Source organism: Ruegeria sp. BF12, from assembly GCF_056538705.1.
The window spans coordinates 213,574-237,602 of sequence record NZ_JBQFTP010000002.1; the positions used below are offsets into that span (position 1 = coordinate 213,574).

Sequence of the window (24,029 nt, forward strand, 5' to 3'; positions counted from 1 at the left end):
TTTTGATGTATCAATTTGATAAATCAATCCGATTCCAGGATTTCATACGCGCACGGAACCAGGTGCGCTGTCGCTTTGCGAATTGCCGCGTTGAAATCGTTGCCCGATCACGGGCCTCTTCCAGTGTCATGGTGCCATTCAGATAGGCCATAAGTTCGGGTACGCCGATGGCCTTGAATGCGGGCAGGGTTGGATCGTACTGCTCGCGCATCCTTTCCACTTCTTGCAACGCACCTGTTTCCAGCATCTGATCAAATCGGCGCGTTATCCGTTCCAGAAGCCATTGTTTGTCTACGTCAAACACGATGGGAACAGTATTCTTAACATCCAATACTGGCGGCGGGGTTTCTTCTTGCCAGTCGCTGAGACTACGGCCCGAGGCCTGTTGCACTTCCCACGCACGCTGAACCCGCGCGCGGTTCTGGGTATCGATCCGGGCCAGCGTCCGGGCATCAATCCCTTCGATCAGGGTTTCCAGTGTCAGCGTGTCGGCTTCGGCCCGGATTTCGGGTGGTGTGGCAGGTATGTCGGCCATCCCTTCGGTCAGCGCGGAAAAGTAGAGCCCCGTGCCGCCAACGATGATCGGGCGCGTACCGCCTTGCAGCAGCGGTTTCACCTCGCGCAGCCAGTGGCCGGTGGAATAGGTCTGGTCATAGGGGATATGGCCGTACAGCAGATGCGGTACGCGGGCTTCTTCCTCGGCCGACGGCCGGGCAGAAACCACACGCCAGCAATTGTAGACCTGGCTTGCATCGGCGTTCACGATCACGCCGCCGAACCGCTCGGCGATCAGCAGGGCGAGCGCTGACTTTCCGGACGCCGTCGGCCCGGCAATCAGCAAGGGCGCGTCGTTGGGAATTGGGGGCAGGCGGTCCAAAATCTGCGTTTCTGCGGGATCGGTCATTAAGCGCCGCCTCATTCCTTACCAACCGCATTGAACCTGCGGCGGTTTTGCTTCATTTTGCGCCGGAAAATAAACCCGTGCCAGCCCGGAGCGCAACATGAGCCTTTCCCCGACCGCCGCCGTAACCGAAGAAACCCCCAAGACAAAGTATGACCGCGTGATGCTGAAGATCTCGGGCGAAGCGCTTATGGGCGATCAGGGGTTTGGCCTGCATCCGCCAACCGTTCAGCGTATCGCGCAAGAGGTCAAATCGGTGCACGATCTGGGCGTCGAGATCTGCATGGTGATCGGGGGCGGGAACATCTTCCGCGGTCTCAGCGGTTCGGCGCAGGGGATGGAGCGGACGACGGCCGACTATATGGGCATGCTGGCCACGGTGATGAACGCGCTGGGGATGCAGTCCGCGCTGGAAGAGATCGGCGTGTTCACACGGGTTATCTCGGCCATCCGTATGGACGAAGTCTGCGAGCCCTATATCCGCCGCCGCGCTGTGCGCCACCTGGAAAAGAAACGGGTCTGCATCTTTGCCGCCGGCACCGGCAACCCATATTTCACTACCGACACTGCTGCGACGTTGCGCGCGAACGAAATGGCCTGTCAGGCGATCTTCATGGGTAAGAATGGCGTGGACGGGGTCTATGACAAAGACCCCAAAGAGCACGCGGATGCGGTGCGCTATGACACGGTCACCTATGACGATGTGCTGGCCAAACGGCTGCGGGTCATGGATGCTTCGGCCATTGCGCTGGCGCGCGACAACAACCTGCCTCTGATCGTGTTCGGACTAGATGAGCCCGGCGGGTTCCGCGGAATTCTGGCGGGCGAGGGGACTTATACCAAGGTACAAGGCTAACGACTGTCTCTTGATCCTGAATAAGGCCGGGCCAAGCTGCCCGGCCTATTTTCTTAAGTGCCTTCAAAGAAACCAACGGAGTTGCCATCGGGGTCTGTCGCATAAAAGAACCGACCGGCTGGTATTTGAATCGGCTCGGACACGACTTTCCCTCCTGCATCTTCGACTCGTTTCATAACGTCTTCTAAGGCGCCATCAGCGGCCAGGTGCAATGTCGGTCCCTTCCCATTTTCGGCAGTTTTGCCGGGGTAAAGATGCAGGGCAACTCCGGTCGCGGGATCGGCGGGCTTGAACACCGCCATGGGGTTTGGCGCATCCTGCTCCAATTCCAGTGTCGCTCCGGTAACTGTAGAGTAAAAGGCGATGGCCCGTTGCATATCCCGCACAGGTAATTCTCCCCATACAAGAAAGTCCTTGGGTTTGAAGCTCATGTTCGTTCCTCACGGTCGTTTGAATGTGGCTAGAGTGCCAAAGGCTGATGACAGAATCCGGCATCAGCGGCAGAGCTTGACCGGGTCGTAATCGTCAGGTTATCTGAGCCCGTCGCAGGAGCGGGAGGATAACTGTCCCTGTGGCTGCCGCCGGACCAAGGACTCGTGACTGGGCTGCGGCTTGGCTGGAAGACCTGCCATGTTTTCGGAGCGGTCCGGGATCATGTGCGGACCGACAATCAAGACGTGGACAACGACCAAGGAGTGAGGCGGGATGACATCCCTTGATATTGATTTTGTTCGGGCGCAGTTTCCGGCATTTTCGGAACCCAACCTGCAGGGGCAAGCATTCTTCGAGAATGCAGGCGGGTCATACACTTGCAAGCCGGTGCTCGACCGTCTGACGCGGTACTATACACAGCGCAAAGTTCAGCCCTATGGCCCCTACGTAGCAAGCCGCCTGGCCGGTGAGGAAATGGACGAGGCCCGCGCCCGGATGGCTGCCATTCTTGGTGTCGACACCGACGAACTGAGTTTTGGGCCTTCAACTACGCAAAACACGTATGTTCTGGCACAGGCTTTTCGCCAATGGATGAAGCCCGGCGAGGCCATCATTGTCACCAATCAGGATCACGAGGCGAACTCTGGCCCGTGGCGGCGTCTGGCTGATGAAGGCATTGAAATCCGCGAGTGGCAGATTGATCCGGAAACGGGGTCGCTAAACCCGATGGATCTGGAGAACATGCTGGACGAAAGCGTGCGTCTGGTGTGCTTTCCCCATTGCTCCAACGTAATCGGAGAGATCAACCCGGTCACCGAAATCACCGCGATCGCCCATGCCGCCGGTGCATTTGTGTGTGTGGACGGCGTATCTTATGCTCCGCACGGGTTCCCGAATGTGGGCGATCTTGGGCCAGATATCTACCTGTTCTCGGCCTACAAGACATACGGTCCGCATCAGGGCTGCATGGTGATCCGCCGTACCCTGGGTGAAATGCTGCCGAACCAGGCGCACTATTTCAACGGGGACGTTTTGTACAAACGGTTCACCCCGGCCGGTCCAGACCACGCCCAGATCGCAGCCAGCGCTGGCATGGCAGATTACGTCGATCTGCTGAGCACTCATCACAACGGGCCCGAATCCAGCGCAACCGAACGCGGCGCCTTTGTGCACGACTTGATGCGTGCGCAAGAGGTCGCTCTGCTGCAACCGGTTCTTGATGCTGTCAAAGATCGCAATGCTGCGCGCCTGATCGGGACGTCCGATGCCAATCGCCGTGCGCCGACAGTTGCATTGGCGCTGAACCGTAATGCCGAATCCGTTGCCGCGGATCTGGTCGGGCACGGCATTATGGCAGGTGGCGGTGACTTTTACGCTGTACGCCCACTGCAGGCGATGGGGGTAGATTTGGATGAGGGCGTTCTGCGGGTTAGCTTTACGCACTATACCTCTCAACAGGAAATTGATCAGCTTTTGAACGCACTTGACGACGTTTTGTGATCCAGTTTCCGCTCTGCTTCGTAACCGAAGAAAACAGCAGGGCGAACATGGAAAACGAGCGGTCACCGATCATCATGTGGTTCCGACGGGATTTGCGCCTGTCGGACCATCCGGCGCTAACTGCAGCTATTGAAACGGGTCGTCCCATCATACCAGTGTTCATTCTGGATGACACTGTGGAGGCTCTTGGGGCAGCTCCGAAATGGCGGCTGGGACTGGGCCTTGAGACCTTTGTCCGCTCGCTCGAGCAAGTTGGCAGCCGCCTGATCCTAAGGCGCGGAGATGCGCGGGCTGTCCTGCAAGAGTTGATTTCCGAAACCGGGGCGGATCTCGTTTTTTGGTCGCGCGCCTATGATCCTGACGCGATCGCGCGGGATACGAAGATTAAATCGGTTCTGAAGGAACAAGGCGTTTCGGCCAGGTCGTTTGCTGGTCATCTTTTGTTCGAACCTTGGAGTGTGGCGACAAAGTCTGGCCAGCCTTTCCGCGTGTTCACACCGATGTGGAGGGCTGTGCAAAACCGCGACGTTCCCGCACCAAAAAACACCGCGACCCATGTGCCTCCACCCGCGCGGTGGCCTACGTCAGACAACCTTGTCGACTGGCATTTGGGAGCGCAGATGAAGCGTGGAGCACTGGTCGTCGCGCCTTATGTTCGCCCCGGAGAGTCGGCAGCGTTTGAGGCCTTGCATCTGTTCTTGGATCGCATCACCCCATATGCTGACAACCGGGATCGTCTGGATTTGGACGGAACCTCTAACCTTTCAGAATATTTGTCTCTGGGCGAAATCGGTCCCCGCAGCGTCTGGCATGCTATTCAGAGGGCGGGGATGACCGGCGTTCGTGCAGTCGAACCCTATTTGCGTCAACTGGTCTGGCGCGAGTTCGCCTATCACCTTTTGTTTCACAATCCCCGTCTGTTAAGCGGAAACTGGAAGCCGGAATGGGATACCTTTCCGTGGAACACGGATGCCGATCTTCCCGAGGTGGCGGCATGGAGGCAGGCCAGAACCGGTGTGCCTGCAGTCGATGCCGGTTTACGCCAGATGTATGTGACCGGACGGATGCACAACAGGGCTCGGATGATCGTGGCGAGTTACCTGACCAAGCATCTGATGACCCACTGGAAAATCGGAATGGACTGGTTTGCGGATTGCTTGACGGATTGGGACCCGGCGGCAAATGCCATGGGATGGCAATGGGTTGCGGGGTCCGGGCCTGACGCATCGCCATTCTTCCGCATCTTCAACCCACAGACGCAGCAGGAAAAATTCGACCCGCAGTCAACCTATGTCAGGCAGTGGATTGCCGAGGGTCAGTCCGATCCTCCCTCGACGGCGTTGGCTTATTTTGATGCGGTTCCGGAGTCTTGGAACCTCAATCCAACCCATCCGTATCCGCAACCGGTCGTCGCTTTGGCTACCGGAAGAGCGCGAGCCTTGGCGGCGTATGAAGGCCAAAAAAACCAGTAAGGAATTGAAAACTTGCCAGAAACACAAACTCGTCCTAGCCTATTTGCGCGGCCGCATAGGGGAGAGCGGATGATATTGACGACGACGGACGGGCAGAACGAGCTGCCCAGATACTTTGCTCAAGTCTTCAAGATGCTGAACCGGATGGAGACCGGACGGCTGGATATCACGTTACCGGACGGTCGGGTGTTTCGATCTGAAGGCGCGAAACCGGGACCTGTTGCGAGCGTTGAGATTCATAACCCGGATGTTTTCTCACGTCTAATCCGGGAAGGCGAACTGGGCTTTTCGGATGCTTATTTGGAAGGCGACTGGAGTACACCCGACCTGCGATCCTTCATGGATCTTGTGCATTTGGGTAGTGAAACCGTTTATGACGACTTTACCGGCAAAGTTCTGGTCCAGATGTATGAACGTCTGCGGTTCTGGCTGCATAGCAACAACCGGACCCAAGCCAAAAAGAACATCTCGTACCACTATGATCTGGGAAATGAATTCTATGGGTTATGGCTGGACGATACGATGACCTACTCCAGCGCTCTGTTCGAGACGGGGCAGGAAAGCCTGGAGAACGCACAGACTGCCAAATACGCAAGTCTTGTTGACGAAATGGGTGCAAAACCGGGTGATCATATCCTGGAAATCGGCTGCGGGTGGGGTGGCTTTGCCGAATACGCCGCGAAAGAGCGTGGCCTGCGGGTCACAGGTCTGACGATCAGTCAGGAACAATTGAAGTTTGCCAGGCAACGTATGGAAAAGGCTGGACTTTCCGACATGGTCGAGCTCAAGTTGCAGGACTATCGGGATGAGCGCGGACTCTATGATGGTATTGCATCTATCGAGATGTTCGAGGCCGTTGGTCAGAAATATTGGCCGGTGTACTTCGAAACCGTGCGCGAACGCCTGAAACCCGGCGCAAAAGCGACCCTGCAGATCATCACAGTGGCGGATCATAGGTGGGATGTGTACCGTAATGGTATTGATTTCATTCAGAAATACATCTTTCCCGGCGGGATGCTCCCGGCCCCGTCCATTTTGAAGGAACAGGTGGCAAAAGCCGGCCTGAAGGTCGTGAAATCCAAGGAATTCGGCAAAAGTTACGATCTGACACTGCGTCGCTGGTATGAAACTTTCAACGACAAGTGGGACGAAATTTCGGAAATGGGTTTTGATGAGCGTTTTCGCCGCATGTGGAATTATTATTTGACCGCCTGCGGCGCAGCCTTTGACACCGGTAATTGCGATGTGACACAGATCACTATAGCGAAACCGAGTTAAGGAACGGACCCACCTAATGCCCAGTGCCGCACGTCTAATTGCCGCTGTATGCCTTTTGGTCGTGGCGTTTTTGGTTTCGGGCATGGTCATCGAGAACGGTGAAGAGGGTAAGGCCTACGGGTCATTCACTTACGTCAACATGGTCCTGGGCCTGGTCTGCGGGTGGTGGATCATGGGCAAGCGTGCCGGACGGGGCTGGACCGCTGCAGTCAACAACGGGCTCACAGGAATCGCGGCGCTGGTGTTCTGGGGCCTGTTTGTTCAGGGCGTCTATGAAATGTTCCGACTGGCCATGCGGCATCGGTTTGACGGCCCGTTCGAGGCGCTGATCGCCATTTTTCAGATCGGGATCGAATATGGCCAACAATTGCTGGCGCCTGAGATCTTGTGGACGCTGGCGATCGGTGCTCTGATTGCGGGCCTTGCTACCGAAGAAGCCAGCCGTCGCTGGCGTTGATCCAGTAATTCAAAAACCGAAAGTCTCTATCTGTGTCCGATCTGTTTTTCTACGGCACGCTCCGGCATATGCCGTTGCTCGAGCTTGTTTTGGGGCGCGCCTCGTCCCAACTTGACATATCCCAGGCATCTTTGAGCGACCACGCTGTCTATGGCGTGCAGGATCAGGTGTTTCCGATGATCTTGCGGGAAGATGGCGGAGTCGCCCAGGGTCTATTGGTCAAGGGGTTGAGCGACGAGGACCGTAAGCGGTTAATCTTTTATGAGGGCGGATTTGATTACGACCTCAGCCCTCAGTCGGTGGATTTGCCCGATCGCTCAAAGGCTCAAGCCAGCGTGTTTTACCCCGAACCCGGTCTTTGGACCCCGGATCAACCGTGGTCTTTGCAGGATTGGGCGGACGAATGGGGAGAGTTGACTGTTCTCGCCGCGCAAGAAGTCATGGCGTATTACGGCAGGGTCGATGCCGACAGGATTGCGCGCAGCTTTCCGTCGATCCGAACGCGCGCGTGGGCCAAACTGGCTGCGCGCAAGCGTTCCACGGGTGATCCAAGGGATGTAGCCAAGGATGTCATCGTCCACAGCCATACGCACGCGTACATTGACTACTTTGGCATGGAAGAGATCGCGCTGCAGCATCGTCAGCACGACGGGTCGATGGGAAAAACCCTGAACCGAAGTGGCTTGATGCAAGGCAGCGCCGTGATTGTTTTGCCCTACGACCCGGTGCGGGACACCGTGCTTTTGGTCGAGCAGTTCAGAACGCCGATCTTTCTGGCCGACGACCCCGAACCCTGGATGTGGGAACCTGTCGCCGGAATGATCGATCCCGGTGAAACACCGGAACAAGCTGCGCTGCGAGAGGCCGAGGAAGAGGCCCAGATCATATTGGACCGGCTGGAAGATGCCGGTGGAGCCTACACCTCCAGCGGGTCATCGACCGAGTATGTGTATCTCTATGTCGGTTTGGCCGATCTGACCAAAACTATCGAAGATGGCGGGCTGGCGACCGAGGGTGAGGATATTCGAACGCAAATTCTGCCATTTGAAAGCTTCATAGACCAGGTGGACAGTCACGGGTTCAAGGATTTGCCGCTTTTGGCGCTGGCTCATTGGCTTGCGCGCCATCGCGACCGTCTGCGTGGATGACTTTCGCCGCTTGTGGTTGCCGCACGGCAAAGGTAAATCTGCGTTGATCCGTAATGAAATGAGGGCGCCATGCGCATTGCACGAGACCTTGCCGACGCAGTAGGAAAAACACCGTTGATCCGGCTGCGTCGCATCAGTGAAGAGACCGGGTGCGAAATTCTCGGCAAGGCCGAATTCATGAACCCGGGCCAATCGGTCAAGGATCGTGCCGCGCTCTACATCATTCGCGATGCGATTGCGCGTGGAGACCTGAAACCAGGCGGCACCATTGTCGAGGGTACGGCAGGCAACACTGGCATCGGTCTGGCACTGGTCGGTGCATCCATGGGATTCAAGACCGTCATCGTCATTCCGGAAACGCAGTCCGAAGAGAAAAAGGACATGCTGCGGTTGGCTGGCGCCCAGCTGGTACAGGTACCGGCCGCGCCTTATCGCAACCCCAACAACTTTGTGCATTACTCGCGTCGTCTGGCCGAGGAACTGGCACAGACCGAACCCAATGGCGCGATTTGGGCAAACCAGTTCGATAACGTTGCCAACCGTCAGGCGCATGTTGAAACCACCGGTCCCGAAATCTGGGAACAGACCGATGGAAAGGTTGACGGTTTCGTTTGTGCCGTTGGTTCGGGCGGAACGCTGGCTGGTGTGGCCGATGCATTGCAGCCCAAGGGTGTCAAGATTGGTCTGGTCGATCCGATGGGGGCGGGGCTGTACTCGTACTACACCACCGGAGAGATCGCGATGGAGGGCGGCTCGATCGCGGAAGGTATCGGTCAGGTGCGCATCACCAAAAATCTGGAAGGGTTCAAACCGGATTTCGCCTACCAGATGACGGACAACGAGGCGCTTCCTTACATCTTCGACCTGCTGCGCGAAGAAGGTCTGGTCATGGGCGGTTCGACGGCGATCAACATGGCGGGCGCGGTGCGTCTGGCCAAGGATCTGGGGCCGGGCCACACCATTGTGACCATCCTGTGCGACTACGGCACCCGCTATCAGTCCAAGCTGTTCAACCCCGAGTTCCTGCGGGAAAAAGAACTGCCGGTTCCCGACTGGATGACCGAGGCCCCGCGAAGCATTCCCGGCGTGTTCGAGGACGTATGATGCTGCGGCAGGCTCGCCTGTTCGTAACTCTGATCGCAGTATGTTTTGCCATACTGGGCGGCCCTGTGGCTGCCCAGCTTACTGACCGACAAAGCGAGTACTACCAAGGGTGGGTTAAAACGGCGAACCGGGCCGAGACGGTTATCGAGGCCAATCGCGCCTCGAATGCATCGCTCGAGAACTTGCGGGCTGAAATCAATGATTACAGGGAAGATTTCAACAAAGCGCGCGGCTTGAACACCGAACGTATCCAGACGCTGGAAAACCAGATCAAGGCGCTTGGACCCGAACCGGAAGGCGACGCGACCGAGCCCGAGGATATTGCCACTCTTCGCAAACACCTGGATGAGCAGCTCAATAGCCTGGCTGTCCCGAGAATTATATCGGAAGAGGCATTCAGCCGAGCCAATGGCCTGATTTTCGAGATCGATCAGCTGCTTCGTGATCGCCAGACAAAAGAGTTGTTAGAGCGTGGTCCATCCCCATTGAACCCGATCCATTGGGGTCCGGCCTGGGTGGACGTAAACGAAGCCGCGCGGTCTCTGTTTAACGAGGCGCACCGAAATCTGAAAACCGACGTAGTGCATGAGCGGTTGCGCGACCGCGGTTTGGGTATTCTGTTTCTGGTCGTCGTTGCAGGCATTTTGCTGTTTTTTGGCAAGCGTTGGTCGGAAGCCGCCGGCGAATACCTGCGGGGCTTGGGCGGGCAGGGAAGCGGTGTCTGGTCGTTCCTGACCTCTTTGCTGCGTATTCTGTTGCCCTGGCTGGGGGTCTGGTTGCTGGTCGAAGCCATCGTTCTGACCGGAGTTCTGGGGCTGCGTGGTACGCTGCTTATGGAGAACGTTCCGTACTGGGCCGCGATTATTCTCTATTACGACTGGATCGGCCGGCAGGTTTATGTGCTGCAAGAGGCACAGGGATTCCAAAAGCTGTCCCGGCAGAAAGTAACTGAACTGCGTGTTTACCTCGACTTGTTGGCAGCCTTCCTGATCCTGCATGAACTGGTGAATCTGTTCGAACAGATCGAGAATATCTCGGACGCAACGCGTGCCGTCGTCGCCTTTCCGGTCATTATCGCCACCGCGCTGCTTTTGTTGCGTGTTCGCCGGGTCAGAAGTGTGGATATCCCGGTCGACGCGGACGAACCATCCGCAACGGCGCGCGCCGCCGGGTTCAGCCAACTGGTCGAGTTCATTCGCCGGGCCTTGTTCTTCCTTGGTATCGCCAGCCCGATCCTGGCGATTCTGGGCTATACGAACGCAGCCGAAGCCATTGTTTTCCCCGCCGTTAGGTCGCTGGTCCTGATTGCGGCGTTGGTAATTGTCCAACGCTTCCTGACATCCGTTTACGGATGGCTCAGCGGGCAGGGCGATAAGGCGAAGGACTCACTGTTTTCGGTGCTCATCGGTTTCGCCATGGCTATTCTGGCCATGCCGATCCTCGCCCTGTACTGGGGGGCGCGAAAAACCGATCTGCAAGAGGTCTGGTCGCGCCTGCTGCAGGGTTTTGACATCGGCGGTGTGACGATCTCGCCCACCAATTTCTTTACTTTCCTTGCCATTTTCGCTGTCGGCTACGGCCTGACGCGGATGTTGCAAAGCGGATTGCGAAATTCGCTGCTTCCGAAGACCAGCATTGATCCGGGCGGACAGAACGCGATTGTGGCAGGTACCGGGTATGTCGGTATTTTCATCGCGGCTTTGGTGGCAATCACGATTGCCGGTTTCAACCTGTCGTCACTGGCGATCGTCGCAGGTGCCTTGTCGGTTGGTATCGGCTTTGGTCTGCAGACCATCGTGTCGAATTTCGTGTCCGGCATCATTCTTCTGGTCGAGCGCCCGATCTCGAAGGGCGACTGGATCGATGTGAACGGGATGATGGGCTATGTCCGTGATATCTCCGTCCGGTCCACACGGATCGAGACGTTTGACCGAACCGACGTGATCGTTCCCAACTCGGACCTGATCAGCGGTGTGGTCACCAATTACACGCGCGGAAACACGATTGGGCGAGTCATTGTCCCAGTGGGCGTGGCCTATGGCACCGATACCCGGATGGTGGAGAAAATCCTGGGCGAGATAGCAAATGCACACCCGATGGTTCTGGCGAATCCGGCACCCAGCGTCGTGTTCCAAGGCTTCGGTGCAGATTCGCTGGACTTTGAAATTCGCGCCATTCTGCGGGACGTGAATTGGGTTCTGTCGGTGAAGTCCGACATGAACCACGAGATCAACCGCCGCTTTGTCGAAGAAGGGATCGAGATCCCGTTTGCCCAACGCGATGTCTGGTTGCGCAATCCTGAGACACTACAATCGAGCAAAACCCAACCCGGCAAGGGCACCGACGATTCGCCATCTGCGAATCCATCATCAGAGCCGGTCGAGATGACCGAGGCTGATTTGGCTGATGGTGACGGTGACGAGGTCTGACCCCGTTTGCGAGGCTTTTGATTGGGGGTGAATTTTCACTCTAATCGGGCCTTGCAAATCCCCCGGCGATAGTCCAAATATCGCCGGCACGGAGAGGTGGCCGAGTGGTCGAAGGCGCACGCCTGGAAAGTGTGTAGGCGGGAAACCGTCTCCAGGGTTCGAATCCCTGTCTCTCCGCCACCCACACCAGAATTTTCTAGTTTTCTGCCTGCTGGCTTTTGGTAGCAGCGCTGTTGCGTGAATGATCGTGGAGCGGACGACTATTCCCGTGACTTGGACCAGCGCAGAAGTAGATTGGCCACGATTGGCGCGCCAATGATCACCAGAACGATGCGCGTCAGATGGTGGGTGATAACGAATCCCAGATCGGCACCTGACACGATGGCCAAAACCGTCATTTCAGCCTGACCGCCCGGCGCGAACGCCAGAAAGGCTTCGACCGGCCGCCCGAATCCGAGGGTGGTGACCACCGCCGTAAATCCAGCGGCCAATACGGCCAAAACGACAACATAAGCCACGCCCGCCGCGACAACACGCCTGAGTTCCGGCCACGTGACGCCGACAAATTTGACGCCGATTTCGCACCCGATGAAGAACTGCGCCAACAGGATCGCTTCCCGCGGAGGTCGGGTATGAATGAAATCTCCGAGCGACAGCGCGGCCGTCAAGATCATTGGTCCAAGGATCGAGGCACCGAAAAGCCCGATTTTCTCTCCGCCTTTCCAACCTACAATGGCCGCGACAACCATCAGCAGCAGCTCATGCAGGGGCAGGGCAGAGGCAGGTTCACCAACCGGGTTGGTCAATTCGGCGTCGTAAAACACCGTCAGGAACAAGGGCGCCAGCGTCACGATGATCAGAACCCGTGTTCCGTGGATCAGGGATAGTGTACGTGGATTGGCGCCTGCCTCGGTGCCAAAGATGATCATGTCCTGCAATCCGCCCGGCATGGCCGCATAAAACGCCGTCTTGTCGTCAAACCCCCAGACTTTGCGGAAGAACGGTACGCCGACCAATGCAATCAGAATGATAAAGAAGGGGATCAGCATGATTGACGCCGCCATCTTGGGCAGCTCGGCAAACAGACTTGGTGTGATCGAAGCACCGACAGCGACGCCAAGGATGGTTCTGGCAGCGATTGAGATCTGTCCAAATCCCTGCAACGGCGCATGCGAAAGTGCCGCGATCAGACACGCAGACATTGGGCCGAACAGAAACGGCAAGGGCAGGCTCAACGCCCAGAAAATTGCCGTTCCCAAAATGGCCAGCGCGAATGTCAGCGACTTCCGCCTCAGGGCAGTTCGAATGGGGTTTCGGGAGGACAAAGACGGCTTCCATTTCCGTTGACTCGCGTGTGTATCCAATTGTATACAAGACGAGGAGATTTGCAATATTGAGAACGATGAAAACTCAAGATGAGACGACGCAGCCCGGTCCACAGGGCAATTCGGCCTATCAGCGATTGCTGGATGAAGTCCGTGAAGGCACATTGATGCCAGGTGACAGGCTGCGGGAAATCGAACTTTCCGAACGGCTTGGCGTCAGTCGAACGCCGGTGCGCGAGGCTATCCGGCAACTTGAAGCCGACGGGTTGGTGACGCATATCCCCAGGCTGGGCGCGACGGTCCGCAGCCTTGGTTATGCCGAAGTCATGGAACTTTATGAGATGCGCGCGGTGCTCGAAGGCACTGCGGCCAGACTGGCGGCACGTGCGGCATCAGATGTTGAGCTGGATGAGCTGAACGCGCTGAACGATCGTCTGGCCGAAGCGGGCACCGGCCCCGAGGCCGCGCGGATAAACCGGGTGTTTCACGCCACATTGCTAGATGCGGCCAAGAACCGTTTCCTTTCCAAATCCATGCTGTCGCTGCAAAAAGCGCTGTTGATTCTGGGGCCGTCTCAATTGTTGGATAGCGACCGTGCCGAGGCAGCCGTGGACGAACATCGCGCCGTTATGGAAGCCTTGAAATCCCGGGACGGTGCTGCCGCAGAGCAGGCAATGCGCGCCCATATTCACGCGGCCCAGCGAATGCGTATTCGCGCATTGCAGGAACGTGATCGGGGTATTGACGAGACATGATCAAAAGGGCGGATCTTTCGGACTTTAGCAGATCCGGCAGTCCGGATCCGCCGCCTCGGGACTTATTGACGATTGGCTTGGCACTTCGGCCATAATTCGCCGCACAATTAGGAGCACATGCGCCTATTGAATTTGTCCTGGGCTCATTTTTCCGCTCGGCAGGTTGTTTACCAAAACAAATAAGATAAATTAAATCTATCAATTTGAAACCTAATGCTGTTTCTGGGGCAAGTGTCTGACCACATGAAGAAAAACGACATGATCGACCTGAGCGATTTTCAGCCTTTGCGCGCAAGCCGCAATTACCGGATTTTCCAGCATCCGGCCATTGATTGTGCGCTGTTGAAGGTCAGGGTGGATGAGCCGGTTCGCCATCATGCCGTTCCGCGCTTTGCGGAAAGGCGATATGGCAATCTGCGCCAGTGGAACCGCGAAGCGAATGAGTATCTGGCCGCGTTAAACCGCAAATGTCCCGAAATTGAACGGCTGGCGCATTTTATGGGATACGCAGCCACATCGTTGGGCCCGGCGCTGATCGTGGAAAAACTGACCGGTCCTGATGGCGATCTGGCTCCGACGCTTGAGTCCGAACGTGTGGCGGCGCTCAACGACCCGGAAAAGAGCAAGCAGCTGCACAGTGAGTTTCTGGAACTGATGGATGACCTGGAACGAGGTCGGATCATTGTTGGCGACCTGAGCTTTGACAATATCGTTCGCGCGGAAGAGCGGAGCGGGAAGCTGGTTGTCATAGATGGTGTAGGTGAAAGGGTTTTGATACCACTCACCCTATTTTCCGATTGGGCTTTCCGTCAGTCGATCCAGCGCCGTCGGGCGCGCATGGCCAAGGAATTCGCTTTGGGTTGAAGGCGCACAAGCCGCCAGGTTCAGCTGGCGGCCTTTAGGGGGTTGGTGCTGTTGACCTCTCGACCGACTTCGCGGATCAACGCCATTGCGGCGGGGTTTCGACGTTTGACATGCATGCGTGCGACATATGCGATAGTCGGAGGGGCAGGGAAGACTCCGTCGATCATCTCCATGTCCGGCGTGACATGTATCCCGTTCAGCAAAGCGACCCCCAAGCCTGAGCGCACCGCGGATTGGATGCCGGCGGCGCTGGGGCATTCCAAAACGTTGTCGAACCTGTGCCCCTGCAAGCCAAATCCCCACTTCCGATAGAAGCATTGGCTGTCGAAGGAAAGAAATGGAACGGGCGCTGACAGCTTCATCTGAAAATCCGGCGATTTGACCCAATGCAGCGAGTCCTCGAACAAGATCAGATCGTCCGGCAGGACGTCTCGAAGAAAGATCTGCATCACGGCCACATCAAGTTCACCGGCTTTCAGCCACTTTTGGACATTCAGGCTTTGGCTGGTGCGCGTGCGGACCTGAACGTCTGGGTATAACCGGGTGAAACGACCCAAAATGCGGGCGATGCCGCTGGTGGTAGTGTCCTCGGTCATGCCGAGGCGAATGGCTCCTGCCATGGGTTTCTTGCCCAACCCAGCAAGCGCCTCGTCGTGCAGTTCGCATATCCGGCGGGCGTAGTCGCACAGGCGCAAGCCTGCATCAGTAAACAACGGGGCTCCCGCACGGCGCGCTAGCAGATCGCAGTCTAAAGCTTGTTCCAACCGCCTGATTTTGTGGCTCACGGCCGACTGTGACAGTGCAAGATGTTCGGCAGCGCGGGTCACTCCGCCATGGCTTGCGATGGCCAGAAGGGCACGCAACGCATCAATTTCCAACCGTTCGGCCATATTTTTCTCCATGACAAATCAAGATCAGAACATGCCAATCATTCATTTGTGTCACATTGTAACGCTGGGCTACTGACAGGAAAAGTCAAAATTGCGGAGCTTGGACATGGAACACCTCGTAAAAGACCACGCGCTGATCAACGGCACGCGCATTGCAAATGGAACCTTCGGTGACGGAGACCCCGTCGTTCTGATCCATGGTACGCCGTCCTCGTCCTTCATCTGGCGCAACGTCGTGCCCGAACTGACGGCAGCGGGTTATAGGGTCCTTGTGTTCGATTTGTTGGGCTATGGACTGTCCGAACGACCTTCGGACCCGGAGGTCGATACGTCGGTGACAGGTCAGGTACCGATCCTTGAGGGGGTGCTGGACCTGTGGGGCGTGGATGATCTGCACATTATCGCTCATGACATCGGCGGCGGTGTGGCGCAGCGTTTCGCGCTTCAATCGCCGCAGCGCGTGCGGTCCCTGACCATGATCGATGTCGTCAGTTTTGACAGCTGGCCGTCTGAACGGACGCACCAGCAGATGCAGGCCGGGCTTGAGTCGCTGATCAAGGCTTCGGACGCCGATCATCGCGCGCATTTTCGGGACTGGTTGTATTCGGCGGTTCAGAACAAGCAGCGGCTGGCGGACACGTCTTTGGAAACTTACCTCGATTTCATTAGTGGCCCGATTGGGCAGGGCAGTCTGTTTCAACATCAGGTCCGGCATTACGCCCCGGATCACACCAATGATGTTGCCCCGCGCTACGGCGAACTTGGCGCGCTGCCGGTTCAGTTGATTTGGGGCGCTGACGATGCGTGGCAAGTAGTGGACTGGGCGCACAAGCTGCACGCAGCGATCCCCGGATCGGAACTGCACGTGTTGGAAGACTGCGGCCACTTCGCGATGGAGGATCAACCCGAGCGGATCTCGGCGTTGCTGGTCGATTTTCTAAAGCGAAAGGGTTGAGGTATGACCAACCGAATTGAATCCCCCAACCGACGTAACCTGACAACCGTGTTCGAGATCACCGGATCGGTTTTGGCGATGGCCTACGCCTTGCTGATCGCCTCGAACATAGGGGCCGAATTGTTGGGCTTTACCTTACTGCTGTTGTCCTCGGCGCTGTTTGCCGCTTGGGCGGTTATCGATCGCCGCTGGACGTTCCTCTTGCTGCAAGGGTTTTACGCGACCTCAGCAATAATCGGGTTGGTCCGTTGGGCATGAACTTCGCATAGGGCTGGCGCGGAAATCCTGCTAGGACAGCCCTATGCGTAAGGAAAACAGAATCGAAATCGTCTTTTTGCTGTTTGACGGATTTCCCATGGCTTGCCTCACTTCGGTGATCGAACCCTTGCGGGCGGCCAATGAGATCGCGGGGCAGGAGGCGTTCTGCTGGTCATTGGTGTCCGAGCACGGGCAAAAGGTCCGATCCAGCGCTGGAGTCCGGTTCGAGGCCGAACGGCCTCTTGCCGAATGCAGAAACGCGGACATTCTGTTCCTGCTTAGCAGCCCGACTTCGGGCTTCGATAATGCAAATGTCGGCAATGGTGCATTGCGCAACCTTGGGCGACACGGCACCGTTTTGGGCGGGATCAGCGGCGGCGTATTTCCGTTGGTTCGCTCCGGGTTGATGAATGGCCACCCGGTTTCGGTGCATTGGTGTTACGAGGCGGCATTCCTGGCCGAGTTCCCCGAGATTGATGCCCGCAGCGAGGTGATCGTCAAAGCGGCCACCCGTTACACTGCGGCTGGTGCAGCAGCCGGGTTCGATCTGGCCCTGCACCTGATCGAGGAGCGGCTGGGTGGTGACGTGGCCCACGAAGTCGCGTGTTGGTTCCAGCATCCGATGATGCGTGGAGCGGGGGTCCGTCAGCAGGTACCTGCTGCCACCGCGCCGGACACTGGTGACAGCCTTCCGCCGCTGGTCGCGCGTTGTGTCGAGCTGTTTGCCGGGCAAATGAGCGAGCCGATCTCGATTGCGGATGTTGCTCTGCAGATAGGCGTGACACCGCGACAGGTCGAGCGGGCGTTCAAACAGGCCACAGGCCAGAGCCCCAGCCACTACTATCGCGCCATGCGCATGAAGGCGGCGCGGCAGATGGTGGTTTATACCAAGGACCCGATCGCAGAGATTGCAGCTGCGATCGGTTACGGGTCCGTTGCACCTTTGGTGACGCATTACCGCTCGGCCTTCGGGTTGAGCCCCAGCGAAGATCGCCGTCGAATCAACCGGTTCCGGGTCGAGGATAATGCGCCGCTGCCGTCGGTCTGAGTGTTGACCTAAAGCGCTGACCGCATGGCCGTGACGATCGCGTGGTGCAGCGACCCGGCTGATGATCGCGGGCCGTAGATGCTGAACAACTCAGGTGAGCGGCAAAGGACAAAGCAGCCGATGTGGTGGATCGAACACCTTGATGCGCTGCCCGTGTCGATCTTGCGCAGATCAAGCATGCACATCAATTCCAACACGGCGGAAATCTTGTCGCCACTCAGGTCAAACCGGGTCCACCCATCCGTTTGCTCTGTCACGGACGCGGTGTCGCCCACAGCGGCCTTCACCTGATCCGCGATGTTTTCGTGCGTTTCGAACGGTGCTTCGATCATCCATTGATCCGGGCTTGCCCAGAAGGCTTTCACTGTTTCACCGGCAAGCCGACCAACATCAGGCGTAGGTACTTTGATCAGATCAGAAAGGGCCGTTCGGGCAGCGGCTTCCTGTCCCAGGCGGGCCGCGACCGAGGCGAGGGCGACGCCCGGGTATTCCGTACAAATGACACCGCCAACAGCGTCGACGCGGGGTTCAGTTCCGCCCAATGCGGTTATTGCAATTAGATCAGGCACGCAGACGCTCTCCTTCGGGATCAACGAAATGGGCCGACACGATTTCGACGTCGATAGTCAGGTCGGTCAGAGGGGAAACTAGGCGCATCTTCTCGCCCAGACGATCAGAGCCGTTCTTCAGCAGCCCCAGCCCGATGTTACTGTTCAGAATGGGCGAATACGCAGCCGAGGTGACATATCCCTGATCATGTGCCGCATCGACCGGTCCGTCGGTGTTCATCAGATGGCCGCCGGCAGTGATCTTCTCTTCCGGTGATACCGGTTTGATCCCGACCAGTTTCAGAACGTCCGGTTCGTTCAACGCCTCACGCTCTGACAGGGTCGAGCCGATGCTGTCTTTTTTCTTTGACACCATCTTGCCCATGCCAAGGTTCAACGCAGTCGTTGTACCATTCAGCTCGTTACCGGCTGCGTGACCTTTTTCGATCCGCATAACGCCCAGCGCTTCGGTGCCATAGGGGACAACGTCAAACTCTTCACCTTCGGCCATCAAACGCCGCATCATGGCATCGCCATAGCGTGAGGGCACCGCGATTTCGAATGCCAACTCTCCCGAGAACGAGATCCGGAACAGCCGCGCGCGCAACCCGCCGCAGACGGTGATGTTACCACAGGCCATAAACGGAAACGCCTCGTTCGAGATATCGAACTCCGGATCGACGATTTTTTGCAGCAACTTGCGCGAGTTGGGACCCGCGACAGCGTATTGCGCCCAGGCCTCGGTGGTCGAGATCAGCTGCACGTCCATGTCCGGGAACAGACATTGGCGCACGAATTCCATGTGACGATAGACACTTACAGCATTTGCCGTGGTGGTCGTGACAACAAAATGGTCCTCGGCCAGACGTGCCGCCGTACCATCATCCATCACCATGCCGTCTTCACGCAGCATCAGTCCATAGCGGGTTTTACCGATGGCGAGCTTTGCGAAACCGTTGGCGTAAACCCGGTTGAGAAAGGCCGCCGCATCCGTGCCCTGAACGTCGATTTTGCCCAGTGTCGTACAGTCGCAAACACCGACGGACGCGCGGGTCTGACGGACTTCGCGATCAACGGACTCGCGCCAATGGGTTTCGCCGGGCAGGGGGAACCACTGCGCGCGCAACCAATTGCCGACTTCGACAAAAACGGCTCCACGTTCCTTGGCCCAGTAATGCGAAGGCGTCAGACGTGTGGGATGGAACTCCTGTCCCTTCATCCGGCCGGCAAAGGTGGCAATCGGGACGGGAGTGTAGGGCGGGCGGAAGATGGTGGTGCCGGTCTCGGGAATGGATTTCCCGGCCACCTCGGCCATGATCGCCAGAGCTGAGATGTTCGAGGTTTTGCCCTGATCGGTCGCCATGCCCAGCGTGGTATAGCGTTTCAGGTGTTCAACCGACCGGAAACCTTCCTGATAGCTGAGTTTGACGTCTTTGACAGTCACGTCGTTCTGCTGATCCAGCCATGCGCGCTTGCAGCCTTCGACATACCAGAACGGCTTTTGCGAGACCGGGGCGTCTTCGGCTGCGGGCAGGTCGGGCAGAGCATTGGACAGCTCCAGAGCCTCAACTGCACCGCTTACACCGGACTGCAATGCGCCATGGGTCGACATCACCCCATTCGCAGCGCCCGCGACGGACATGCCCACTGGCAGATTTGACCCCGGTGCAAACGCGTCCAGATCCTCATTCCAAACCGGTCGTCCTCGTTGATGGCAGGTCAGGTGAACGTTCGGGTTCCACCCCCCGGAAACGCCCAGCGCGCCGCAATCCAGCGTACGGATCGAGCCGTCGGGCAGGGCAACTTCGACAAAGGTCAACCCAAGACGCCCCTTGGTATCAATGACTTGCGCGCCACTCAGGACCTCGTAGTCATAGCTGGTCGGGGCATCCTTGCGCACATCGATAACGGCGCTGATGTGAACGCCCTTGGCATGCAGATCGGCGGCCGTGCGGTGACCGTCGTCGTTGTTGGTAAAGATCGCCACACGCTGAGAGGCCGTCACCGCAAACCGGTTGGAATAGGTCCGCAGCGCGCTTGCCATCATGATGCCGGGACGGTCGTTGTTCTCGAACGCAATGGGCCGTTCGGTTGCGCCAGCGCAGAGCAACGCCTTCTTGGTATAGATGCGCCACAGGATTTGGCGTGGCTTTCCTGCGGGCAGGGTGGCCAAGTGGTCTCCGGTCCGTTCAACGGCACCATAGATGCCGTGATCGAATGCGCCGATGACGGTTGTTCTGGTCATCAAGCGAACATTCGGCATGGCGGATAGCTCCGCCACGGCTTGTGCGGCCCAGTCGGGGGCGCTTTGATCGCCAACCGAGAATGTCTCGCTGTTCAAGCGCCCGCCAAATTTGAAGTCCTCGTCTGCCAGAATGACATCCGCACCGGCACGACCGGCTGTAAGAGCCGCCATCAACCCCGATGGTCCGGCACCGATGATCAGCAGGTCACAATGGCGGAAGCCTTTGTTATACTCGTCAGGATCAGCCTCCATCGACAATGAACCAAGGCCCGCAGCGCGACGGATGATCGGCTCGTAGACCTTTTCCCAAAAGGCAGCGGGCCACATGAAGGTCTTGTAGTAGAATCCGGCGGACAGGAAATTCGAGAACAGGTCGTTCACCGCCATGGCGTCGAATTTCAGGCTGGGCCAACGATTCTGCGAATGCGCCTCCAGCCCGTCAAACATCTCAATCGTCGTGGCGCGGGTGTTGGGTTCTTTGCGGGCACCGGTGCGCAGTTCCACGATGCCGTTGGGCTCTTCGGAGCCCGCAGTCAGAAGCCCACGCGGGCGGTGGTACTTGAACGAGCGTCCGATCAGCCGCACGTTATTGGCCAGTAGGGCCGAGGCCAGCGTATCGCCGGGATGTGCGGTATAGCTGCGGTTATCAAACCGGAAGTTCACTGTGGTGTTGCGGTCGATCTGGCCGCCGTTCAATCGGTTGTTTTGCGTCATTTGGATCGCCCCCGCGCGCGGGCCACGTCGCGGGCCAGTTCTACCTTGGATATCTCGTGTGTGGTGGTGTCGCGGGTCACGACCAGCCAGGACCGGTCGCCCGCCTCGTGAAACCACAACTCCTGATGCTTGCCTGCGGGATTGTCGCGCAGATAGCCATAGTCATAAAAAGCCTCAGCCGCGTTTTCGTCCTGCCAGTCCGGGCGGTCGATCAGTGACGCGTCACCCAGATAGGTGAACTCCGAGGCGTCGCGCGGGCCCAGAAGGGGATGGTTGATAATCATTTTTGTGCTCCCCTCAGTGCAGGTTGGGCTGGTTGCCCACGCCTTTTTCGTCGATCATCCGGCCCGTGCGGAACCGGTCGAGACGATAGGCGGTGGCAACTGGATGCGGTTCATCTTTTGCCAGCAAATGGGCAAAGCAATGGCCCGAGGCCGGGGTTGCCTTGAACCCGCCATAGCACCAACCGCCATTGAAATAGAGGCCTTCGACCGGGGTGCGGTCGATGATCGGCGAGCCGTCCATCGACATGTCCATGACACCGCCCCACATGCGCAGCAGGCGCGCGCGGCCGATCATCGGCATCAGGGCAACGCCGCCTTCGCACACGTCTTCAACCACGGGCAGGTTCCCTCGTTGGGCATACGTGTTGTAGCCGTCGATATCGCCCCCAAAGACCAGACCACCCTTGTCGGATTGGCTGACATAGAAATGACCGGCGCCAAAGGTGATGACGCTGGGCAAGACAGGTTTCAGACCTTCGGACACAAACGCCTGCAGAACGTGGCTTTCAATGGGCAGACGCATTCCCGCCATGCCCATCACCCGGCCAGAGTTGCCCGCAACAGCACAGCCGACTTTGTTGGCACCGATAAAGCCTTTCGACGTTTCAACGCCCAAGCATTTTCCATTTTCGATCCGCAGGCCAGTGACTTCGCAATTCTGGATGATGTCGACGCCGTGGCTGTCCGCGGATCGGGCAAAGCCCCACGCGACCGCGTCGTGGCGTGCGGTTCCTGCGCGTCGTTGAACCAAACCGCCTTTGATTGGAAAACGGGCGTCGTCAAAGTTCAGATAGGGATGTTCCTTGCGAACTTGATCGGCATCCAACAGCTCGGCATCTGCACCGTTGAGGATCATCGCGTTACCGCGCCGGGTGTAGGCGTCGCGTTGACCGTCCGTATGGAACAGATTGATGATCCCGCGCTGACTCATCATGGCGTTGTAGTTCAGGTCTTGTTCCAACCCTTCCCACAGCTTCATGGAGAATTCGTAGAACGGCTCGTTCCCGTCCAGCATGTAGTTCGAGCGAACGATGGTGGTGTTCCGCCCGACATTGCCGCCGCCGATCCAGCCTTTTTCGACAACGGCAACGTTGCGCTGGCCGTAGACCCTGGAAAGGTAGTGGGCAGTTGCTAACCCATGACCTCCACCGCCAATGACGATGATGTCGTAGTGGGCCTTGGGTTCAGGGTCGCGCCAGACCGGTTTCCACCCCTTGTGGCCGGTAAGCGCCTCTTTGATGACTCGGAAGCCGGAATATCGCATGAATCGGACCTTTTTTGCCAGAATTCACTATTTTGGTGCAGTGCGATATCCTCAGATGCGACATCGGTATGTCTGAATCAGACCCTTTCCTGCACAGTTTCTGGGATCTATTGCAAAACCCATGAAAAGAATGCGCCTTCCTCGGGTGTCGCGCCTTGCGAGGCAAGAAAATACCCCTCGGTGGCGGGCGCGGAGACCTCGGGCATACGCTCAACCTAGCCGGCATTCAGCCCGATCTGTTTTTTCTGACCTGAACCGAATTTAGACATCTGCCCGAAGCTCAAAGTGCTCATCTGGCCAGGTCGTACTGACGAAAGAACTGACATCTCTAGGTGCTGAACCTGAAGGTGAGGCAAGGCCGGAGAGATCACGCATTCAATGACACTGGTTGAGGCGCCACAGTGACGTTCCGCGCGTTCTTCTGTCAGATAAGGCGAGGCAGCGCTTTGCAGCAACTCAAGCGCGGGTATCTGCCACATAATGATCCGCTATGTCGTTGAAGCCCGCGAAGGTGAGTTTTGTGCTTTCCCCTCTGCGACTTCGGCCACTAAACCTCGTCAGGATGGTGGTCCGCCGATCTGGATCGCCGCACGTGACCCAAACAACCATGAGTTCGGTGTTCATAATGGGTTCAATATCCAGGTCACGCCGCTGTGGCTGGGCATGGAAGAGATCGAAACCCTTATGGGTTGTTCAATGAGGCGTGGGACATCTGCCCTGGACCTCGTCCAAAGATCATGCTGCTGCATCAAACCTTTGTCGGAAAAGACGATGAGGACGTGGCGCAGGCTCGAAAGATCGAAGATACCCTGAGCAAGGCGCAGGGACAGGGGCAGGCTGCCGTATTTCAATTTGTCGGAGAAATTGCTGATCGTCCCAATAGCTACATGATTCCAACTCTGGTCGACGTACGTCGTCCCGGACAGAAACGCTGAAAATCGAATTGTTCGGGCCGGTGATGTCGTTACTGCCATTCGACACCGAATAAGAGGCCATCACTCCGGCCAACATCAAGCCATACGGGCTGGGGGTCGGGGTATTCACTCAAAACCTGACACGAGCGCATCGTGTGTCCCAACGGATCAGAGCCGAAATCTGCTGGGTGAGCACCTCTCGCGCGATCTCTCTGATCGCACCGTTTGGCGGGTTCAATCATTCCGGATATAGTCGCGGGGCTGGGGGCGAGGCGATACTGGATTACACCTGAACCAAGACGACCTGGATCAGCACGGCGCATGAGCCGATGGCGAACCCTTTCGTAATGCGCTAGAGATTCGCAAAAGCAGGGCTTTAGGCCGGGAA

General features: G+C 57.6%; 23 protein-coding genes and 1 tRNA gene. 16 read left to right on the top strand and 8 right to left on the bottom strand.

The window, feature by feature from the left end:
- Window positions 1-10: 10 nt before the first annotated feature.
- Complete coding sequence (gene miaA, locus ACR0J0_RS03950; RefSeq protein ID WP_480661406.1) at window positions 11-904, bottom strand: tRNA (adenosine(37)-N6)-dimethylallyltransferase MiaA; 894 nt, start codon at window positions 902-904, stop codon at window positions 11-13.
- 97 nt (window positions 905-1,001) lie between these two features.
- Between miaA and pyrH the strand changes: the two genes are divergently transcribed.
- Entirely contained in the window at window positions 1,002-1,757 is a 756-nt protein-coding gene (pyrH, locus tag ACR0J0_RS03955) for a UMP kinase (protein ID WP_480661407.1), read from the top strand.
- A 53-nt stretch (window positions 1,758-1,810) separates the two neighbouring features.
- Here pyrH and ACR0J0_RS03960 read toward each other — a convergent pair whose 3' ends face one another.
- Window positions 1,811-2,188: a VOC family protein gene (locus ACR0J0_RS03960; RefSeq protein WP_480661408.1), complete on the bottom strand. Its 378-nt coding sequence runs from the start codon at window positions 2,186-2,188 to the stop codon at window positions 1,811-1,813.
- 274 nt (window positions 2,189-2,462) lie between these two features.
- Between ACR0J0_RS03960 and ACR0J0_RS03965 the strand changes: the two genes are divergently transcribed.
- The 8 genes from ACR0J0_RS03965 (at window position 2,463) to ACR0J0_RS04000 (ending at window position 11,757) form a co-directional block, all read left to right on the top strand.
- Window positions 2,463-3,689 (top strand): aminotransferase class V-fold PLP-dependent enzyme, encoded by a 1,227-nt coding sequence (locus ACR0J0_RS03965; RefSeq protein ID WP_480661409.1) that lies wholly within the window; start codon window positions 2,463-2,465, stop codon window positions 3,687-3,689.
- A gap of 47 nt (window positions 3,690-3,736) precedes the next feature.
- A complete protein-coding gene (locus ACR0J0_RS03970; protein WP_480661410.1) occupies window positions 3,737-5,161 on the top strand; it encodes a cryptochrome/photolyase family protein in 1,425 nt (474 codons plus the stop codon).
- A 69-nt stretch (window positions 5,162-5,230) separates the two neighbouring features.
- Window positions 5,231-6,439 (top strand): class I SAM-dependent methyltransferase, encoded by a 1,209-nt coding sequence (locus ACR0J0_RS03975; RefSeq protein ID WP_480661411.1) that lies wholly within the window; start codon window positions 5,231-5,233, stop codon window positions 6,437-6,439.
- 16 nt (window positions 6,440-6,455) lie between these two features.
- The gene (locus tag ACR0J0_RS03980) at window positions 6,456-6,896 is read left to right on the top strand and encodes a TrgA family protein (protein ID WP_480661412.1); all 441 of its coding nucleotides are present in this window, start codon (window positions 6,456-6,458) and stop codon (window positions 6,894-6,896) included.
- A 32-nt stretch (window positions 6,897-6,928) separates the two neighbouring features.
- Window positions 6,929-8,044 (top strand): NUDIX domain-containing protein, encoded by a 1,116-nt coding sequence (locus ACR0J0_RS03985; RefSeq protein ID WP_480661413.1) that lies wholly within the window; start codon window positions 6,929-6,931, stop codon window positions 8,042-8,044.
- 69 nt (window positions 8,045-8,113) lie between these two features.
- Window positions 8,114-9,148 (top strand): cysteine synthase A, encoded by a 1,035-nt coding sequence (locus tag ACR0J0_RS03990; protein WP_480661414.1) that lies wholly within the window; start codon window positions 8,114-8,116, stop codon window positions 9,146-9,148.
- A complete protein-coding gene (locus tag ACR0J0_RS03995) occupies window positions 9,148-11,577 on the top strand; it encodes a DUF3772 domain-containing protein (protein ID WP_480661415.1) in 2,430 nt (809 codons plus the stop codon). Before ACR0J0_RS03990 ends, ACR0J0_RS03995 begins: the two co-directional genes overlap by 1 nt.
- A 90-nt stretch (window positions 11,578-11,667) precedes the next feature.
- Window positions 11,668-11,757, top strand: a tRNA-Ser gene (locus tag ACR0J0_RS04000).
- Window positions 11,758-11,837: 80 nt separating this feature from the next.
- Here ACR0J0_RS04000 and ACR0J0_RS04005 read toward each other — a convergent pair.
- Window positions 11,838-12,902, bottom strand: coding sequence for an AbrB family transcriptional regulator (locus ACR0J0_RS04005; protein ID WP_480661416.1), 1,065 nt, complete (start codon window positions 12,900-12,902; stop codon window positions 11,838-11,840).
- A 77-nt stretch (window positions 12,903-12,979) separates the two neighbouring features.
- Here ACR0J0_RS04005 and ACR0J0_RS04010 point away from each other — a divergent pair, with 77 nt between their 5' ends.
- The gene (locus ACR0J0_RS04010; RefSeq protein WP_480661417.1) at window positions 12,980-13,657 is read left to right on the top strand and encodes a GntR family transcriptional regulator; all 678 of its coding nucleotides are present in this window, start codon (window positions 12,980-12,982) and stop codon (window positions 13,655-13,657) included.
- 243 nt (window positions 13,658-13,900) lie between these two features.
- Window positions 13,901-14,521: a YrbL family protein gene (locus ACR0J0_RS04015; RefSeq protein WP_480661418.1), complete on the top strand. Its 621-nt coding sequence runs from the start codon at window positions 13,901-13,903 to the stop codon at window positions 14,519-14,521.
- A 20-nt stretch (window positions 14,522-14,541) separates the two neighbouring features.
- Here the strand turns inward: ACR0J0_RS04015 and ACR0J0_RS04020 are convergent, their stop codons facing one another.
- On the bottom strand, window positions 14,542-15,411 hold the full coding sequence (locus tag ACR0J0_RS04020; protein ID WP_480661419.1) for a LysR family transcriptional regulator: 870 nt from the start codon (window positions 15,409-15,411) through the stop codon (window positions 14,542-14,544).
- Between the two features lie 106 nt (window positions 15,412-15,517).
- On the opposite strand from ACR0J0_RS04020, the gene ACR0J0_RS04025 reads away from it, so the two are divergent.
- Genes ACR0J0_RS04025 through ACR0J0_RS04035 form a run of 3 tightly spaced genes read left to right on the top strand, consistent with a single transcriptional unit; the run spans window position 15,518 to window position 17,672 of the window.
- Entirely contained in the window at window positions 15,518-16,366 is an 849-nt protein-coding gene (locus ACR0J0_RS04025; protein WP_480661420.1) for an alpha/beta fold hydrolase, read from the top strand.
- A gap of 3 nt (window positions 16,367-16,369) precedes the next feature.
- A complete protein-coding gene (locus tag ACR0J0_RS04030; protein WP_480661421.1) occupies window positions 16,370-16,624 on the top strand; it encodes a hypothetical protein in 255 nt (84 codons plus the stop codon).
- Between the two features lie 43 nt (window positions 16,625-16,667).
- Window positions 16,668-17,672: a GlxA family transcriptional regulator gene (locus ACR0J0_RS04035; RefSeq protein ID WP_480661422.1), complete on the top strand. Its 1,005-nt coding sequence runs from the start codon at window positions 16,668-16,670 to the stop codon at window positions 17,670-17,672.
- 8 nt (window positions 17,673-17,680) lie between these two features.
- Here ACR0J0_RS04035 and ACR0J0_RS04040 read toward each other — a convergent pair whose 3' ends face one another.
- Genes ACR0J0_RS04040 through ACR0J0_RS04055 form a run of 4 tightly spaced genes read right to left on the bottom strand, consistent with a single transcriptional unit; the run spans window position 17,681 to window position 22,727 of the window.
- The gene (locus tag ACR0J0_RS04040) at window positions 17,681-18,241 is read right to left on the bottom strand and encodes a sarcosine oxidase subunit gamma (protein WP_480661423.1); all 561 of its coding nucleotides are present in this window, start codon (window positions 18,239-18,241) and stop codon (window positions 17,681-17,683) included.
- A complete protein-coding gene (locus ACR0J0_RS04045) occupies window positions 18,234-21,179 on the bottom strand; it encodes a sarcosine oxidase subunit alpha family protein (protein WP_480661424.1) in 2,946 nt (981 codons plus the stop codon). The genes ACR0J0_RS04040 and ACR0J0_RS04045 overlap by 8 nt, the downstream gene beginning before the upstream one ends.
- Complete coding sequence (locus ACR0J0_RS04050) at window positions 21,176-21,463, bottom strand: sarcosine oxidase subunit delta (protein WP_480661425.1); 288 nt, start codon at window positions 21,461-21,463, stop codon at window positions 21,176-21,178. The genes ACR0J0_RS04045 and ACR0J0_RS04050 overlap by 4 nt, the downstream gene beginning before the upstream one ends.
- A 13-nt stretch (window positions 21,464-21,476) precedes the next feature.
- A complete protein-coding gene (locus ACR0J0_RS04055; RefSeq protein WP_480661426.1) occupies window positions 21,477-22,727 on the bottom strand; it encodes a sarcosine oxidase subunit beta family protein in 1,251 nt (416 codons plus the stop codon).
- 737 nt (window positions 22,728-23,464) lie between these two features.
- Between ACR0J0_RS04055 and ACR0J0_RS04060 the strand changes: the two genes are divergently transcribed.
- Window positions 23,465-23,662, top strand: a complete 198-nt coding sequence (locus ACR0J0_RS04060) for a hypothetical protein (protein WP_480661427.1) — start codon at window positions 23,465-23,467, stop codon at window positions 23,660-23,662.
- 89 nt (window positions 23,663-23,751) lie between these two features.
- Window positions 23,752-23,934, top strand: coding sequence for an aldehyde dehydrogenase family protein (locus ACR0J0_RS04065; RefSeq protein ID WP_480661919.1), 183 nt, complete (start codon window positions 23,752-23,754; stop codon window positions 23,932-23,934).
- Window positions 23,935-24,029 lie beyond the last annotated feature (95 nt).